Here is a 17,943-nt window from a genome sequence, read left to right as displayed (position 1 = left end):
TTATAAAACATTTTCAAATTTTTCCTTTAAAGTACATACAGCAAGGCCAAATCGCAAGGATCTATTCCACTGTAGTATTTTTTCATAATTTTCAAAAACGATGTAGGCTGGATCTAAATTTTGAGCATCAGGAATAATATCTTTATCTGGTGTTATTATTGATACAATCAAGTTTTCGTCAACAACATTAAAACTATCATCATTAATTAAATATTTTTTTAATAGTTTAAACTCATTTTTATTGTGAAGTTTTTTTGCAGATGTGTTTAATATATTATTAGGTATATTCTTTTTTAATTTGACTTTTATGAAACAAGGTTGGTTTTTTTTCCATCCAATTTTATTTATATAGTTAGCCGCTGAAGCAAATGAATCTATAGTTGATTTAAGCTCAATAATGTTATTTTTGTCATAGTCTATTGCATAATTGTCTATAGTAGAGGGCATAAATTGAAAAAAACCAAAAGCTCCTGCCCACGAACCATATAAAATATCAGGATCTATTTTCCCTGTATCTATTAATTGAAGAATTGTAATTAACTCATTAGTAAAAAAATCAGATCTTCGTTGATCATAACTTAAAGTTGCAAGTGATGACAATATATCCATTTTTCCTACATAAGTTCCAAAATTAGTCTCTATCCCCATCAATGCTAAAAGTAATTCTTTCTCAACTGAAAATTTATTATCTATCATATTTATGAAATCTTTATTCAATCCATAAAGTTGAGCACCCATTTTTACTTTTTGTTTAGAGGTTCTCTTCGATATGTAAGTTTTTGTATCTTCGTAGAACTCGGGTTGAAAACGGTCATATTTTATTACCTTAGGTAAAAACACAACATCAGACATTGCTAGATTGAATGTTTTTTCTGAAATTTTTTTTTCTAAAGCATAAACTTTAAAATTTACCAACCACTCATTAAATTCTTTTTCATTGGCATTTAATGTTCCATGGATAATTGTTAAAAATATAATTATAAAATATTTAATTATTTTCATATAAATCTTTTAAATAAATAATCACAGCAATCCATATTAAAATGAAACTTAATGATTTATCAAAAGAAAAAGCCTCATCATAATAAAAAAAGCCTAATAAAAACTGAAATGTTGGAGTTATATAGAAAATCATACCAGTGGGTCCAAGACCACACAGCTCAACACCTCTTACGTATAAAAATAGCGGTATGACAGTCATAGGCCCGGCTAACGCTAATATAAGCATCAATGGAGGATCATTCAAATTAAAAATATTTAGGTTATTTTTAAAAAGTAAAAAAAATGCAAATAATGCAAATGGTAATATAAAAAGACTTTCAATTAGAAGGCCAACATCAGTATCAACACTTACTTTTTTTCTAAGAAGGTTATAAAAACCCCAACTCAGAGCAACAATTATTCCCACCCACGGGATTGAATGAAAACTTTTAAATAAAAGAAATAATATAGACAACAAAACAAGAAGTATGGAAAGACCTCTTCTTTTATTAATTTTTTCACCATAAAAAATATACCCCAGGAACACACTTAAGATTGGCATAATAAAATAGCCAAAGCTCGCATCAATAATTTTTTCTGAACCTACGGCATAAATCCAAGTTGCCCAATTTATAAAGATTAGTAAGCTTGAAAAAAATAAATAAATTATATTCCTTTTATTATTTATAATTTCAAAAAAAATATCCCATTTAGAGAAATAAAAGGTAGTTATTATTAAAACTACTGATGTCCATACGCAGCGATGGATCACTACCTCTATAGAACCGGCAAATGAAATATACTTAAAGTAAATAACACCAATAACACCCCACCAAAAAGATCCTAGTGCAGTTAATACTATACCTTTATTGAATTTTTGCTTTTCCATAGTATTAAATTTATAACTATTAAATGATTATATGTTTAATTTATCAATTTTATTGTTGAATTAAAAATTTAAAATAATAAAACGTTGCTAACGGAGAGATGGCAGAGCGGTTGAATGCACCGGTCTTGAAAGCCTAGAAATCCCCCTACTCATTTTACATCGTAACACATACATTTCCCTATTTTACTTATTAATTTAAATCTTAGATTAAAAAAAACGAGCTATTATTCACTCGCCTAAGCTCTGAAACTTGTACAAAACTTGTACGAAGATAGGTCCAGGGCACTGGGTAACAGAACGCCCCTTAATACGCTCCTACTTCTCTTTATTTATAATGCTGATTAATGCTTAGATTAGTTTTGGTCGTACCCTGATCGGAATTTTTTACTTAGTCAAAATATATATCAGTTTTTTTAGGATTACTTGTCCCAGTATAATAAGTATAAATGGTTAGTTTCTTTAAAGCGCTATCCCATCCAATAAAATGACATCCATTATCACCAACCTGATCATTTGCATAACAATTTGGTACATTTCCAGTTGCCCTAGAAAATGCAAGTCTTCGATTACCCGCACTACCCTTTGGATCAAAAATATTATAAAGTTTATTTTGTAGAGCTGTTCCAATGTGAAGACCAGGATCTGCTCCGTAACCAACAGATAATACAGTACACTTTGCAGTGCTTGAATTTGATTGGTTTTTTTTTACACCAAAAATATACTCTTCTCCTAATTGACACTTCATAAATTCAGCAGCAGCATATTTTGCTATTGTCGAATGTTGAGCTAGTGTAGCATTTTTCTTTGCAGCACCCGTATACCCATTATAAGCAACCACACCAACAGCTGCGAGGATACCGATGATCGCTACAACGACTAAAAGCTCTATTAAGGTGAAGGCTTTGTGTTTTATGCTAATCTGGGTAAACATTTATTTGATCCCACAAAAAATTATTACTACATGGCTCTTTATAACAAGTTTTAACATGAAGACCTCCTGCAAAAGAATTTGCTGTATTAAATTCAGTTATGTAAACCATTCCAAGACATCCATAAGCACCACTACCAACACCACTACATTGTCTATCAACTGCTAACTTAGAATTATCAAATGCATTAATGTGACTAAAAATTTTAGAATTATTAAAAAGAGAGTCTCTTAATCTCATCCCACCTTTTTCATTTATTGACCATCCCGATGAAACTGAAGAAGCATCGTTACAACTTATTTCTCCATAGTTTCCATCCTTAAATATAGATGCATCCCCTAACTCACATTTCATTAATTCAGCTTTGATATATTTTACAACACTTTTATGATTTGCTTTGGTAGCACTAACTTTAGCAGCACCCGTATACCCATTATAAGCAACTACTCCTACAGCAGCTAAAATACCGATGATGGCTACTACGACTAGGAGTTCTATTAGGGTAAAACCATTTCGTTTCATGGATTAAGCTTAACAAAACAAAATCTAAGCATCAAGGTGATAGAATTAGCTATTTGATTTATCTCTTTTTAATCGAGTTCGTTGTCTAGTTTAAGAGACATTTTAGTGAATCTTTATGTGATTAATTTTTTATAAATCTTAAATCGTCCGCATAACTAGTGTGAGCTAGTGTGAGGTAGTGTGTCCCTCAAGTGCATAATTTAAGCGCCTTTTTTCCCAGACTGTTTCTAGGAATACCAACGCTTATTCAAACATACTCACACCAGATCTCTGCTATATCTCTAAAGTCTCTAGTCTGGACACTAGTTTATCCTATAAAATCCTAGAACGATGATCGATAGAAGTTTTTTCATACTGTTAATTTACTTTTTCTTTTTCTTGCACTTAAAATCTTTAACATTTTTCTTACTACCGGTATTTGTATGATACCACTCAATATGACGAGTTAAATTTACAAAATCAGAAACTGAAAGTGAATTAGTTCTTTCTAATACTTTACCTTCATATTTATATTTCACACTTTTAAATATACAGGTTGCTTTATTGTTTTTGATAATTCTTACCCATCCATCATTTGATATATCTTCCTTTCGAAGCTCGTTTGAACACCACTCCTTATATTTATTTTTTGTAGCATTACGGTTTTTCCAAAACACTTTATCACCAGTAGGATCATTGATATATTTAAATGTAGTTTGACCACACTTCATAAAAAGTTCATCTGCTGCAACAGCTGTTGTAAATAATGTTAATATTAAATATATAATTGTTTTTTTGATCATGATGCTTCCCTTTCTTTATTGTGTTGCTTTTATTGCTTCATCGTACTCTTCTTGGGTCATTATCCCTAAGTCCAACAGTGATTTTAATTGTTTTAATTGCTCTTCATCAATATTAGTAGGAGCTACTTCATGAGATACTAATCCTAGCTCATCTAAAAAATCCTTAACGTTCACTCCCTTTGGAACTTTTTTATTTAAGCCATCCCAAACAATAGTTCTTTTCTTTGCAAATATTCTGCACGTTTGTTTTTCACCAGAATTTTTTTTAGCATTTCTTTGACAATGTGAAATAGTATCAGCTAAAGAACTATTGGCATTACAATCACTACCTTTAAAACAATAATAATATCCACTGTCTGCTCCATCTAATGAAATTGCAAAAACAAGGCCTTTACCAGACCTTTGATGACCCCCATTTTTATCATGAATATTATCAGACAAATAAAACTCAAATTGATTTACATTATATTGATTAAGTTTTACCTCACCATAACCATTAAGATCTGCATAAGCATTCCCACTCAACAACAAACCCAGAACCACGATCCTTAAAATCTTTTTCATGAACCAATATCCTAGCACAAAACTGACACGTAATTGACTCATAACTTCGTCCAAACTTCTGCTATTTGCTAAAGCAACTTTGTTGCAAAATAAGGATTATAGAAGCATGGTCTGGAGCACCGGGTAACAGAACGCCCCTTCACACTCTCCTACTTCTCTTTATTTATAATGCTGATTGGTGTTAAGATTATTTTTGGTCGCACATACGTCGCAATTTTCTACTTAAATTTGCTTTAAAATTTTTTTTTTGTTCTATCAACTTTTTTGCATTCACCAGTAAATGAAGTACCAAGACCTTTATACGATAGCACTCCAGAATAACGGTCTAGAGTCATTGAAGGTTTATTAGCAAAATTCAATTTAAACTTACCAGTAATTGAATCTTCTGAAGTTTTTAGTTTATAAATATTGTACTTATTATTTGGTTGCTTTTTTTTTATTGGTGGTAATAAATGAGTAGGTATTTGTATCCAGTTGCCTTTATCACCTATAGAAACATTAATGGTTGAATTAATTTCTTTTTTATAATTTGATCCAGTTGTAACTCCTGTATTTTGATCATACTTGGTTATTGAACCAATTGTTGACCCAACTCCATAACATTCAAGATTAAGATTTGCAGAATAAGCATTACCACTTAACAACAAACCCAGAACGATGAACAGATATGCTAGTAAGCGTTTCATCAAGATACTCTATCAAATGAAAATGGGATTTTATAGGATGAAACTTGTACGAAACTTGTACGAAACTAGTTTTTAGTAACTATTAATTAATATTTTAAGTTGAAAATTCTAGATTGTTAGCTAAAACACTCACTAACGGAGAGATGGCAGAGCGGTTGAATGCACCGGTCTTGAAAACCGGCAAAGGGGCAACTCTTTCCTGAGTTCGAATCTCAGTCTCTCCGCCACTATTCACTTGTATATTTATAATTTTTAAACATCTCTGAAACTTTGTTTAACTTAATTTGAATTGTTAAATTTTGACCTTGATTAAATTTATAAAGATTTTCATCATCACAATCTAACAAATCACATAAAAGGTTTAGATCTTGTTCGTTAAATTGATCAATATATTTTTTGGTAAATGAACCTAATAACTTATCCATTTCTTTAGTACCTCTATAGTTGGCTCTATAAATTATTTTATTTTTTAAATCCTTTATATTAATGGTCATAAAATTTAATATATTACACCTAACATGAAAAATAAGAATAATTATGACTATTTATTGGCTGATCTAACCAAATTAAATGGTGTGGGTAAAAAAACCATGGAAATTTTGAAGAAAAAAAAAGTAAATAATATATTTGACCTACTGTGGAGGTTACCTAAATCTTATACAGACAGAACGCTCGTTAGTAAAATTTGTGATCTTCAAATAGGTGTTATTCAAACTATCAGAATTGTTCCACTAAAATATCAATTTCCAAGAGTTAGAAATTTACCTAATAGAGTAAATTGTATTGATGAAACGGGAAAGATTGATTGTATATTTTTTAATAGTCACGAAGGATATGTAAGAAAAATTTTACCATTAAATGAAGAAGTGACAATTAGTGGTAAGATAGGTAATTATAAAGGACGATATCAGATAACAAACCCCACATATATTTCACAAGATAGTTCATTAATTGAAAACATCGATAATAAGTACTCATTAACAGAGGGCATTACTGAAAAAACTTATAATAAAATTATTAATCAAATTTTAAAAAACTTACCTATTTTGACTGAGTGGCACGATAAAGACATACTAAAAATTTTTAACAATGAAAGTTGGAATGAATCTATAATAAAATTACATAATCCAGAAAATATTGAAAATTATAAATCTGATTTTTATAAAAGACTTGCTTATGATGAAATACTAGCATCATTTTTGGTTAATTCTGAAATAAGAAAAAAAATTAAAAGAATTAAAAAAGTTTCTAAAAATTTTACTGAAATGGCTTATAATAATATAGTTAATAAATTAAACTTTACTCTTACTAAGGATCAAAAAAATTCATTAAATGATATTAATAAAGACCTAAATTCTAAAAGTAAAATGTTTAGACTTTTACAGGGTGACGTTGGAAGTGGTAAAACTATTGTTGCATTAATTTCTTCTTTAAGTGTCATTAGTTCAGGGTTCCAAGTAGCATTAATGGCCCCTACTGAAATATTAGCTAGACAACATTATATTTTAGCAAAAAAACTATTTCCTAAAAATATAAAGATTGAATTACTTTCCAGTAAGAGTGAAAGCAGTGAGAAAAAGCGAGTTGTAAAAGAATTAGAAAACAATCAAATTCAAATGGTATTTGGTACACATGCAATTTTTCAAAAAAAAATAATTTTTGCAAACCTTGGTTATATTATAATTGATGAGCAGCATAAATTTGGTGTTAGACAAAGAAAGCTTTTATCGGATAAAGGTGGTGATAATTGTGATGTTCTTTTAATGTCAGCAACACCGATTCCAAGAACTCTGACCATGTCTGTTTATGGTGATATGGATGTTTCTATTATTAGAGAAAAACCAAGTAATAGAAAAGAGGTAAAAACTTACAGCAAATTAGAAAGTAAAATGGATGATGTTATTAATTTTGTTAGAAAAGAAATTAAAGAAGGAAACCAAATTTTTTGGGTATGTCCTTTGATAGAAGAATCAAAAAAATTAGATCATCAATCTTCGGTTACTAAATTCAAATTTCTTAATGAAATTTTTCCAAATAACGTTGCATTACTTCATGGAAAAATTGACAATGAGGAAAAAGAGGAAATATTGAATAAATTTTTAAACAAAAAATATTCAATTTTAGTTTCAACAACAATTATAGAAGTTGGTATTGATTTTCCTAATGCTAATGTAATCATAATAGAAAATGCTAATAAATTTGGATTATCACAGTTACATCAGTTAAGAGGAAGGGTTGGGCGTGGTACAAAACAAGCGAGTTGTATATTAATGTTTAAGTCTAATTTAAGTGTTAATGCAAAAAAAAGAATTAATATTTTAAAAAACTCTAATGATGGTTTCGAAATCTCTGAAGAAGATATGAAGTTAAGAGGTTTTGGTGATTTACTAGGTTTTAAACAAAGTGGTGTTAAAAATTTTAAATTAGCTGACCCAATTCAAAACGAAGATTTATTTTTAATGGCAGAAAAACAAATTAAAAAAATAGAATTAGAGAATATTGATATTAAAAAATATAAAGCGTTACTCAAGTTATACGATCAAGCAGATATAATTAATGATATGGTTTAGCTTTTTGGCTTAGAGGTTCCTGCTGAAACTATAAATTTTGAGGCTTCTTCAAATGTCATATCTAAGTAAATCAAATCTTCTTTTGGTATCATTAGCAAAAAGCCACTTGTTGGGTTGGGCGTTGTTGGAACAAAAACATTAACCAAATTAATATTTGTTTTAGCTTTAATTTCACCTGTGTTTTCCTTGGTAGCGAAACCTACGGCCCACGATCCTTTTCTTGGGTACTCAACTAGTACAACACTTTTTTTATTACCCTCTTGTTCTCTAAAAGAATCTGTCATTTGTCCAATCGCAGAATAAATAGTTCTTAGTATTGGCATTCTTTTAAATAAATCATCAATTATTTGTAAAAATTTTTTACCTATAAAAGTTAAAGAAAGACCACCAACAACTGTAATAAAAATAATTGTTAAAATTATTTCAATACCTGGAACTGCATATGGAAGATAAGTGTTAGGATTTAATCCTGATGGTACTAATTTCGTTGAAAAATTGATTAAGAATTTGCTTAAATAAAGTGTAAACCCAATTGGTATTAAAACAATTACACCTGTAAAAAAATAGTTTCGTAATTTTAAAGCAAATGATTTTTTCTTTTTAATAGGCATAGATAATTTAGTGATAACTAGAATAAATAACAAAAGAAACAGCTATAATGAAAAGTACAACTAAGATTTTATTGTTTAAATTCATAAAAGTATATATTTATATGATTATCAAAATTTTAATAAAATGAATAGAAGAAAATTTTTAAATTATGTTGGCTGCGGATGTTCAGGCTTGATGCTGGGTGCTTGCTCTACAACACCAATAACTGATCGGAGACAATTTAAAATTATACCTGAAAGTAAATTAAATGCGCAAGCTGCTCAAATCTATGAGAAAGTTAAAGAAAAAGAGAAAATGAGTGATGACACCAAAACACTAAATGAAATTAAAGATATTGGAAAAAGAATGGAAGATTCTATATCAGAATACTTTTATAGAGCGGGTCTAAATGATCCTACGGTCAATTTTGATTGGGAATATATTTTAATTGATAATAAAAAAGTTAAAAATGCTTGGTGTATGCCTGGTGGTAAAATTGCTGTATACACAGGAATACTGGATGTTACAAAAAATACAAATGGTCTTGCCTCAGTTATGGGTCATGAAATTGCGCATGCTGTTGCTAAACATTCTGTTGAAAGAGCTAGTAGAGGAGTTTTATTAAATACAAGCACACAACTTATAGATATATTTACTGGTGGGAAGTTATCACAAGTGAATAGAGTAACAGGAATGAATACAGTTGGTTTGCTTTCACAAATAGGAATAATGAATCCTTTCTCGAGAACCCAAGAAAGTGAAGCTGATTACCTGGGAATGATCTTTGCATCATTATCTGGTTTTGATATTAGGGAAACTAAAAAGTTATGGGAAAGAATGAAAGCAGCAAACAAAGGGAAAGAGCCTCCTCAATTTATGAGCACACACCCATCGTCATCAAAAAGAATAAAAGATTTATCAGAATGGGAAAATAGTGTCATTTTAGACTACCCACCAATTACAATTAGTTAATATTTAATAGATTATTTTAGTGGTGAGCCCTGATGGACTCGAACCATCGACCCATTCCTTAAAAGGGAATTGCTCTACCAACTGAGCTAAGGGCCCACATATAAATTAATAAAGTTGAGATAAAAGTCTTTTTTTATCTAATTTTAAAAAAAAACTTTTGGTGAAGTCTTCTTTAAAATTTTTAAATTTCTTTACACTTAAAAATTTAAACAATAAAAAAATATCAAACTTGAATAATTTTTATTACCAAAAACAATTATTTATTCCATAACATCACAAATTGCAAATATTTAAATTACAACTTATCAATGTATTCATCGTGAAATTTATCAAAAGTACCTCTTTTAATATTTTCTCTAATAGAAGACATTAATTCTTGATAAAAGTTGATGTTATGTAAGGTTAAAAGTGTAGAACCCAGTATTTCATTCGTATTAAATAGATGATTTAGATAGTTTTTTGAATACCTGTTAAGATTTAGATTTGAACAATTGGGATCAAGGGGCTCATTGTCATTTTTAAATTTATTATTTTTAATATTTATACGACCTTTCCAAGTAAAAGCTAAACCAGTTCTTCCAGATCTTGTAGGCATTACACAGTCGAACATATCAACGCCTCTCTTAACAGCCCCCAGAATATCAGCTGGCGTCCCCACACCCATTAAATATCTTGGTTTATCATCAGGCATAATATTTTTTAAATCATCCAGAACACTAAACATTTCATTTTGACTCTCTCCAACTGCAAGACCTCCAATCGCATAGCCATCAAAACCAATTTTGATTAACTCATTAAGAGATTTAGTTCTTAAATCTTTGAATAAACCACCCTGAACTATTCCAAATAAAGCTTTGTGTGGGTTTAAACCAAAAGCTATTTTAGATCTTTCAGCCCAATATATGGATAATTCCATAGATTTATTAATTATATTATAATCAGTAGTTTTCTTAGGACACTCGTCCATAATCATAACAATATCTGAGTCTAATCCTTTTTGAACTCTTATGCTTTCCTCTGGACTTAATATGAATTTTTTACCATCTACATGAGAATTAAATATTGCACCTTTTTCTTTGTCTACTTTGTTTAATTTTGAAAGTGACATAACTTGAAACCCACCAGAATCTGTAAGTATCGGAAGCTTACAATTCATAAACTTGTGAAGTCCTCCTGCAGAAATTATTCTATCCACACCAGGTCTAATCATTAAATGATAGGTATTAGATAATATTATTTCAGCACCAGTTTTAATAACATCATCAATAAGGCAAGCTTTTACAGTTGCTTGTGTACCGACAGGCATAAAAGCAGGTGTTTGAATGTTGCCTCTATGAGTTTCAATAATGCTAGTTCTGGCAAATTTATCATTTTCAATGACATTAAATTTGAAATTTTTTAATGTCATTGAAATGAGTTTTAATATTATTTAAAGCTAATAATTTTATCCGGGTTAGAAACGGAACCGTTATTATTTTGATCACCTCTTTTAATTTTATCAACTATCTCCATCCCTTCAATAACTTTACCAAAAACAGTATATTGTCTATCTAGAAATGATGACTCTTTGAAGCAAATAAAAAATTGACTATTAGCACTATTTGGATCTTGAGATCTTGCCATAGACAAGGTTCCTCTTTCATGAGGCAGGTCACTAAATTCTTCTTTAAGATCTGGTAAATCAGAACCACCCATTCCTGCTCTTTTTAAATCAAATTGGTCATTAGAAGAGTTACCAAATTTTACATCTCCAGTTTGAGCCATAAAACCATCAATTACTCTGTGAAATACAACACCGTCGTACTTTCCATCTTTTGCTAATTGTTTAATTCTTTTAACGTGGTTAGGTGCCACATCTTCAAAAAGTTCTATCTTAATGTCTCCATCTTTAAGTTTTAAAATCATTATATTCTCCTCTGCGATTATATTGTTGGTTAGTATAAAAAATAAAATTAAAAATTTTGTTATAAATTTATTCATATTTCTCTTTTAAAGACTTTATTGTACTTTTTGTTGTAAATTTTTTTATATCACCTTTTAGTCTCACTATTTCTTTAACAAATCTTGATGAAATAATTTGATTTTCAACATCAGACATTAAAAAAATTGTTTCTATATTGTTATTTAATTTTCTATTCATTCCAGCTAATTGAAATTCATATTCAAAGTCAGATACAACTCTTAGACCTCTTAATATAATATTAGATTTGTATTTTTTACATAAATCAGTTGTTAATGATGTAAATGAAATAACTTCAATTTTTTTTTTATCAAATCTTAAATCAATGAATAGTGCTTTTCTAATTAGATGTATTCTTTCAGTTGAATTAAAGAGATAATTTTTATTAGTGCCGTCAGAAGCCGCAACAACAACTTTATCAAATAATTTTAAAGCTTTTTTAATTACATCAATATGACCAAAGGTAATTGGATCAAATGTTCCAGGATATATGGCAACTTTTTTCATTACTCCAAGTTATCATCGATTTTTATTGCTGAAACAACTTTTTCATCACCAGATAATTTGATAATTCTTACACCTTGAGTATTTCTTCCTGCTGTTCTTATTTCTTTAGTAGCAACTCTAATCACTCTTCCTTTATTTGTTGAAATCATTACATCATCTCCTTCAATGACTGAAAATGAGGAACATATACTACCGTTTCTTGGTGAGTTAATAATTCCAATTATACCCTTGCCGCCTCTATTTGTAACTCTATATTCATTGTTCAGAGTTTTTTTCCCGTATCCATTTTCTGTAATAGATAAAACAAATCTTTCATCAGAGTTTGAATTTTTTTTTGTTTTTTCTTTATTTGCTATTGAAAGAGAAACAATTTCATCATTAGGTGATAATTCTATACCCTTAATACCTTTGGATGATCTACCCTTAAATATTCTTAGTTTTTTTGATTCAAATCTGATGCACTTACCGTTTTTTGTACTTAACATTACATCTTGATCATCCTTACAGATTTCAACACCTACGATTTTGTCGTTAGGATCTAATTTTATTGCAATTTTTCCAGCTGAGTTAATTGAAGAAAAATCTTCTAGACTATTTTTTCTAACTTTACCTTTAGCTGTAGCGAAAACAATTTGAAGATTTTTCATATCGCTCTCATCATCAGGAAATGGCATTATTGAACTGATAGATTGATGATTTTTTAAAGGTAAGATGTTGAATAGAGATTTACCTTTTGATGTAGTTGATCCTTCAGGTATTTTCCAAGCTTTAATTTTATAGACAAGTCCTTCTGTTGAGAAGAAAAGAACAGAAGTACGAGTGTTAACTGATAAAGTTTGAACCACAGAATCTTGATCTCTCGTTGTTATCCCAGATTTTCCTTTACCGCCTCTTTTTTGCTGTTTGACGCTACTTAAAGCTCCTCTTTTAATATAACCCTGAAGAGTAACTGTAATAATCACTTCTTCTTTTTGAATGGTCTCTTCGATATCATAGTTTAAAACGGCATCTATAATTTTAGTTCTTCTTGGAACTGCAAACTTTTCTTTGATAGTTTTAAGCTCTTCACTTATTACGTTTAAAAGTTCTTTTTTAGAATTAATTATCTTTTTATAACCTTTAATCAGGTCAGCTAATTTCTTAATTTCGACTTCTATTTCATTGATTCCAAGAGCTGTAAGTTTTTGAAGTCTAAGTTCTAAAATAGCAATTACTTGAGGATCGGTTAGTGAGTATAAATTTTTTCCTTTTTTATCTTCAACAAGTGAAATTAGCTTTAAAGATTTATTTATTTTCCACTTAGTGCTTAATAAGGATTTTTTAGCATCATCAGGAGTTTTTGAAGACCGTATAATTTTTATAATCTTATCTAAGTTCTCAACAGATACTGATAATCCAATAAGGATATGAGCTCTGTCTTCAGCTTTCTTTAAATCAAACTTAGTTTTTTTGATTACTACGTCTTCACGGAATGTTAAGAAATTTGATAAAAATTCTTTTAAATTACAGATTTTTGGTTTACCGTCAACAATAGCTAAAGTGTTAAAGCCAAAAGAGCTTTCTATAGATGTATTTTTATAAAGTAATCTTTTAATAGTTTCTGGTTCAACACCATTTCTTAAATCAATAGCAACTCTAATCCCTTCTCTGTTAGATTCGTCTCTAATATCTTTTATTCCCTCTATTTTTTTCTCTCTAACAAGTTGGGCAATTCTCTCATTTAAAACTGATTTATTTACTTGATATGGTACTGAGGTTATAACGAGTCTCTCTCTACCATTTTTTTGTGCTTCAACGCTAATTTCACCTCTAATTTTAAATGACCCACGACCCACATTATATCCAGCTTTAATAATTTCTTTTCCAATGATGACACCACCTGTTGGAAAATCAGGACCTGGTATATGTTTCATTAACTCTTTAATTTTAACATCTTTATTTTCAATTAAAGCTAATGTTCCATCTATAATTTCACCTAAATTATGTGGAGGAATGCTTGTAGCCATTCCCACAGCAATACCACCAGCACCATTTACTAGTAAATTAGGATATTGAGCAGGTAAAACTGTTGGTTCTTTTTCAGTTTCATCGTAATTACTTTTATAATCAACGGTGTTTTTTTCTATATCATCAATTAAGTATTGAGAAACTTTAGCTAATCTTGTTTCCGTATATCTCATAGCTGCAGCTGGATCTCCATCAATAGATCCAAAGTTACCTTGGCCTTGAACAAGAGGTAAACTCATAGAAAAATCTTGAACCATTCTGACAAGAGCGTCATAAACAGATTGATCTCCATGTGGGTGATATTTACCAATAACATCCCCAACTATTCTTGCAGATTTTCTAAATTGTTTTGACCAATCGTAGCCACCTTTATACATGGCAAATAATATTCTTCTATGAACTGGTTTAAGTCCATCTCTGACATCAGGAAGAGCCCTACTCACAATTACACTCATTGCATATGACAAGTACGATGAGCTCATCTCATCATGCATTGAGATAAGTTTAATATTTTTGTCTTTAGGTATTTCTGTGTCTTTCATAGAAACTAAAATGGAATTTCGTCATCCATATCATTAGGGGCTTGGGGGCTATCATCAGGATTGTTAGCGACAGCTTGCGAATTGTCATTTTGAATACCACCACCAGTGTTTCCACCACCCAACATAGTAAGTGAAGAATTGTATCCTTGAATTACAATTTCAGTTGAATACTTGTCTTGACCAGATTGTTCATCTTTCCATTTTCTAGTCGTTATCTGTCCCTCAACATAAATTTGAGCACCTTTTTTTAAATATTGCTGAACGACATTGACTAACCCTTCATTAAATACAACTATTCGGTGCCATTCTGTTTTTTCTTTTTTTTCGCCAGTTGCTTTATCTTTCCAAGATTGGCTAGTAGCTAAACTTAAGGTAGCAAGACTTTTGCCATTCGACATTTGTTTGATTTCTGGGTCTGCGCCTAAACGCCCAATTAATAATACTTTATTTAAACTTCCAGCCATAATATTTATAATTCTTTATTAATTTAATTAATTTTATATCACAATACAAACTCAATATTAATTTTATTAATTTAAAGCAACTAAAATTATGATTAAAAAGATAGTTATTAAGGGTGCAAAAGAGCATAACTTAAAGAATGTTTCAGTAGAAATACCTAAAGATCAGTTTGTTGTAATTACTGGTCTTTCTGGTTCAGGAAAATCCTCATTAGCATTTGACACTGTCTATGCCGAAGGACAAAGAAGATACGTTGAAAGTTTATCAGCTTATGCTCGTCAATTTTTGGATAAAATGAAAAAACCAAATGTTGATCTTATCGAGGGATTAAGTCCAGCTATAGCCATAGAGCAAAAAAATACTTCTAAAAATCCAAGATCAACTGTTGCAACAGTTACTGAAATTTATGACTATATGAGAGTGTTGTATGCGAGGGCTGGTGTTCCCTACTCACCATTCACAGGAAAGCCAATTACATCGCAAACAATAACCCAAATCGTTGATTTAATAAAAAAATTACCAAAAAAATCTACAATTTATATTTTTGCTCCTGTGGTTAGAGGTCGTAAGGGTGAGTATAGAAAAGATATTTTAAGTTATAAAAGAAGAGGTTTTAGAAAAATTAAAATTGATGAAGTCATATATGAAATAGATAATGCACCTAATTTAGATAAAAAACTCAAGCATGACATATCTGTTTTAGTTGATAGAATTGTCTTGAATTCCAACCTTGGTAATAGACTTGCTGAAAGTATTGAGACAGCTGTAAATTTATCAAATGGATTGGTATTTGTTGAGTACGAGGATGAAACATTGCCACAAAAATTTAGAAAAATTGAAAAATTAATTTATTCTACAAAATTTGCTTGTCCAGAAAGTGGTTTTACAATTGAAGAGATTGAACCAAGACTTTTTTCTTTTAATAGTCCTTACGGAGCGTGCGCAGAATGTGAGGGTATAGGTATTAAATTGAATATAGATCCAAATTTAGTAGTTCCTGATGAGAAAAAAAGTATAGCTGATGGTGCTATAGAGCCATGGGCCAAATCAACAACACTATATTATGCTCAAACCTTAGCCTCTATTGCTAAACATTATGGAATTTCTTTAGATGAGAGATGGAAAAAACTTCCAAAAAAATTTAGAGATGTAATATTGTTTGGATCGGATGAAGAAGAAATTAAGTTTGTTTATGATGATGGTTATGAAAAATATTCTCATAAAAAAACTTTTGAAGGTGTAATAAATAACCTTGAAAGAAGATTTCTTGAATCTGACAGTGAATGGAAAAGAGAAGCGATAGCTGAATACCAATCTGATTCTGCTTGTGAAGGATGTAACGGTAATAGATTAAAAGAAGAAGCCTTATGTGTTAAAATTGATAATCAAAATATAAGCGAAGTAACTAAAAAATCTATTTTAGATGCTGCTAATTGGTTTAAAGGTCTAGAGCAAAACCTTGATAAACGACAATTTAAGATAGCAGAACATATTTTAAAAGAAATTAATGAAAGACTAACGTTCCTTTTAAATGTTGGGCTTGAATATTTAACATTATCGAGAGAGTCAGGAACCCTTTCTGGAGGTGAGGCTCAAAGAATAAGACTTGCCTCACAAATTGGTTCTGGATTAACTGGTGTACTGTATGTACTTGATGAACCTTCTATCGGATTGCATCAAAAAGATAATGTTAAATTAATAAATGCATTAAAAAGACTAAGAGATTTAGGTAACACTGTAATTGTTGTTGAGCATGATACGGAAACGATGGAAAATGCAGATCATATAATAGATATGGGTCCAGAAGCTGGAACTAATGGTGGTGAAATAATTGCACAAGGTACTTATGATGAAATACTAAAAAATAAAAACAGTATTACTGGTCAATACTTATCTCATAAAAAGTATATAGAAATTCCAAGAACCAGAAGGCTTGCAAAAAATGGAAGATTTGTTGAAATTAATGGTGCTAGTGGAAATAACTTGAACAACGTTAATCTTAAAATTCCAACAGGAAGTTTTACTTGCGTGACTGGTGTTTCAGGTAGCGGTAAATCAACACTAATATTACAAACATTATATCATGCATTAAATTTAACCTTGAATAACAAAGCTAGAAAAGTCCCTAAAGAGTTTAAGAGTTATAAAGGTGTTGAGCTTATAGATAAAATAATTGATATAGATCAGTCTCCTATTGGAAGAACACCTAGATCAAACCCAGCAACTTATACTGGAGCTTTTGGCCCCATTAGAGATTGGTTTACAGCACTACCAGAGTCAAAAACAAGGGGATATAAGCCAGGCAGATTTTCTTTTAATGTTAAAGGTGGAAGATGTGAAGCTTGTGAAGGTGATGGTGTAATTACATACGAGATGCACTTCTTACCTGATGTTTATATCCAGTGTGATGAATGTAAGGGAACTAGGTACAATAGAGAAACTCTAGAGATAAAATTTAAAGATAAAAGTATTGCCGATGTATTGGATATGTCCGTAGACGAGGGATGTGAGTATTTCGAAAATATTTCAAATATTAAAACAAAACTATTAACACTTAAAAAAGTAGGCCTTGGGTATATAAAGATTGGACAGCAGGCAACAACACTATCTGGTGGTGAAGCTCAACGTATTAAATTAGCTAAGGAATTATCAAAAAGATCTACAGGAAGAACCATGTACATATTAGATGAACCAACAACGGGTCTTCATCAACATGATATTAAAAAACTACTAGAAATACTTCATACATTTGTAGCTCTAGGAAATACAGTTGTTGTTATTGAGCATAATTTGGATGTAATCAAAACAGCTGATTATATCGTTGATATGGGTCCTGAAGGTGGTGTCAAAGGTGGAAATATTATCGCAGAGGGCAAACCTGAGGATATTATCAAAATAAAAGGTAGTTATACTGGTGAATTCTTAAAACCCATGCTGGAAGAAAAATTTAAAAAGAAGTTAAAGATTTAAACATTTAGT

The 17,943-nt window shown here is 30.2% G+C and carries 17 protein-coding genes and 2 tRNA genes; 4 read left to right on the top strand and 15 right to left on the bottom strand.

Annotation, left to right across the window (positions count from 1 at the left end; genetic code table 11):
* The 7 genes from ABXT55_RS03270 to ABXT55_RS03240 all read right to left on the bottom strand — a co-directional run bounded on the left by ABXT55_RS03270 (window position 1) and on the right by ABXT55_RS03240 (window position 5,353).
* Window positions 1–1,002, bottom strand: a complete 1,002-nt coding sequence (locus tag ABXT55_RS03270; protein ID WP_415285323.1) for a lytic murein transglycosylase — start codon at window positions 1,000–1,002, stop codon at window positions 1–3.
* On the bottom strand, window positions 989–1,870 hold the full coding sequence (rarD, locus tag ABXT55_RS03265; RefSeq protein WP_415285322.1) for an EamA family transporter RarD: 882 nt from the start codon (window positions 1,868–1,870) through the stop codon (window positions 989–991). Before rarD ends, ABXT55_RS03270 begins: the two co-directional genes overlap by 14 nt.
* A 388-nt stretch (window positions 1,871–2,258) precedes the next feature.
* Window positions 2,259–2,801 (bottom strand): pilin, encoded by a 543-nt coding sequence (locus ABXT55_RS03260; RefSeq protein ID WP_415285321.1) that lies wholly within the window; start codon window positions 2,799–2,801, stop codon window positions 2,259–2,261.
* A complete protein-coding gene (locus ABXT55_RS03255; protein WP_415285320.1) occupies window positions 2,785–3,321 on the bottom strand; it encodes a type IV pilin protein in 537 nt (178 codons plus the stop codon). The genes ABXT55_RS03260 and ABXT55_RS03255 overlap by 17 nt, the downstream gene beginning before the upstream one ends.
* A 362-nt stretch (window positions 3,322–3,683) precedes the next feature.
* Window positions 3,684–4,103 carry a hypothetical protein gene (locus ABXT55_RS03250; RefSeq protein ID WP_415285319.1) on the bottom strand — a complete coding sequence of 140 codons (420 nt, stop codon included), beginning with the start codon at window positions 4,101–4,103 and terminating at the stop codon, window positions 3,684–3,686.
* A gap of 15 nt (window positions 4,104–4,118) precedes the next feature.
* On the bottom strand, window positions 4,119–4,667 hold the full coding sequence (locus tag ABXT55_RS03245) for an SHOCT domain-containing protein (RefSeq protein WP_415285317.1): 549 nt from the start codon (window positions 4,665–4,667) through the stop codon (window positions 4,119–4,121).
* A gap of 233 nt (window positions 4,668–4,900) precedes the next feature.
* Complete coding sequence (locus ABXT55_RS03240; protein ID WP_415285315.1) at window positions 4,901–5,353, bottom strand: hypothetical protein; 453 nt, start codon at window positions 5,351–5,353, stop codon at window positions 4,901–4,903.
* Window positions 5,354–5,490: 137 nt separating this feature from the next.
* On the opposite strand from ABXT55_RS03240, the gene ABXT55_RS03235 reads away from it, so the two are divergent.
* Window positions 5,491–5,580, top strand: a tRNA-Ser gene (locus tag ABXT55_RS03235).
* Here ABXT55_RS03235 and ABXT55_RS03230 read toward each other — a convergent pair.
* Window positions 5,581–5,847 (bottom strand): succinate dehydrogenase assembly factor 2, encoded by a 267-nt coding sequence (locus tag ABXT55_RS03230; RefSeq protein ID WP_415285314.1) that lies wholly within the window; start codon window positions 5,845–5,847, stop codon window positions 5,581–5,583. It lies immediately after the preceding tRNA gene.
* 24 nt (window positions 5,848–5,871) lie between these two features.
* Here ABXT55_RS03230 and ABXT55_RS03225 point away from each other — a divergent pair, with 24 nt between their 5' ends.
* Window positions 5,872–7,923 (top strand): ATP-dependent DNA helicase RecG, encoded by a 2,052-nt coding sequence (locus tag ABXT55_RS03225; protein WP_415285313.1) that lies wholly within the window; start codon window positions 5,872–5,874, stop codon window positions 7,921–7,923.
* On the opposite strand, the gene ABXT55_RS03220 is transcribed toward ABXT55_RS03225, so the two are convergent.
* On the bottom strand, window positions 7,920–8,534 hold the full coding sequence (locus ABXT55_RS03220) for a DUF502 domain-containing protein (RefSeq protein ID WP_415285312.1): 615 nt from the start codon (window positions 8,532–8,534) through the stop codon (window positions 7,920–7,922). The two genes, ABXT55_RS03225 and ABXT55_RS03220, sit on opposite strands and share 4 nt — an antisense overlap.
* 124 nt (window positions 8,535–8,658) lie before the next feature.
* On the opposite strand from ABXT55_RS03220, the gene ABXT55_RS03215 reads away from it, so the two are divergent.
* A complete protein-coding gene (locus ABXT55_RS03215; protein ID WP_415285311.1) occupies window positions 8,659–9,486 on the top strand; it encodes a M48 family metallopeptidase in 828 nt (275 codons plus the stop codon).
* Window positions 9,487–9,506: 20 nt separating this feature from the next.
* Here ABXT55_RS03215 and ABXT55_RS03210 read toward each other — a convergent pair.
* The 6 genes from ABXT55_RS03210 to ssb form a co-directional block, all read right to left on the bottom strand.
* Window positions 9,507–9,582, bottom strand: a tRNA-Lys gene (locus ABXT55_RS03210).
* 199 nt (window positions 9,583–9,781) lie between these two features.
* Window positions 9,782–10,894 carry a tRNA guanosine(34) transglycosylase Tgt gene (tgt, locus tag ABXT55_RS03205; RefSeq protein WP_415285310.1) on the bottom strand — a complete coding sequence of 371 codons (1,113 nt, stop codon included), beginning with the start codon at window positions 10,892–10,894 and terminating at the stop codon, window positions 9,782–9,784.
* A 17-nt stretch (window positions 10,895–10,911) separates the two neighbouring features.
* Window positions 10,912–11,466: a peptidylprolyl isomerase gene (locus tag ABXT55_RS03200; RefSeq protein WP_415285309.1), complete on the bottom strand. Its 555-nt coding sequence runs from the start codon at window positions 11,464–11,466 to the stop codon at window positions 10,912–10,914.
* Entirely contained in the window at window positions 11,459–11,953 is a 495-nt protein-coding gene (gene coaD, locus ABXT55_RS03195) for a pantetheine-phosphate adenylyltransferase (protein ID WP_415285308.1), read from the bottom strand. Before coaD ends, ABXT55_RS03200 begins: the two co-directional genes overlap by 8 nt.
* Entirely contained in the window at window positions 11,953–14,502 is a 2,550-nt protein-coding gene (gyrA, locus tag ABXT55_RS03190; RefSeq protein WP_415285307.1) for a DNA gyrase subunit A, read from the bottom strand. Before gyrA ends, coaD begins: the two co-directional genes overlap by 1 nt.
* Before the next feature lie 5 nt (window positions 14,503–14,507).
* Entirely contained in the window at window positions 14,508–14,966 is a 459-nt protein-coding gene (gene ssb / locus ABXT55_RS03185; RefSeq protein WP_415285306.1) for a single-stranded DNA-binding protein, read from the bottom strand.
* A gap of 88 nt (window positions 14,967–15,054) precedes the next feature.
* Between ssb and uvrA the strand changes: the two genes are divergently transcribed.
* The gene (uvrA, locus tag ABXT55_RS03180) at window positions 15,055–17,934 is read left to right on the top strand and encodes an excinuclease ABC subunit UvrA (RefSeq protein WP_415285305.1); all 2,880 of its coding nucleotides are present in this window, start codon (window positions 15,055–15,057) and stop codon (window positions 17,932–17,934) included.
* Window positions 17,935–17,943 lie beyond the last annotated feature (9 nt).

Source organism: Candidatus Pelagibacter sp. Uisw_130 (assembly GCF_047722505.1).
Taxonomy (GTDB): domain Bacteria; phylum Pseudomonadota; class Alphaproteobacteria; order Pelagibacterales; family Pelagibacteraceae; genus Pelagibacter.
This window is presented reverse-complemented; position numbering and strand designations above follow the sequence as displayed.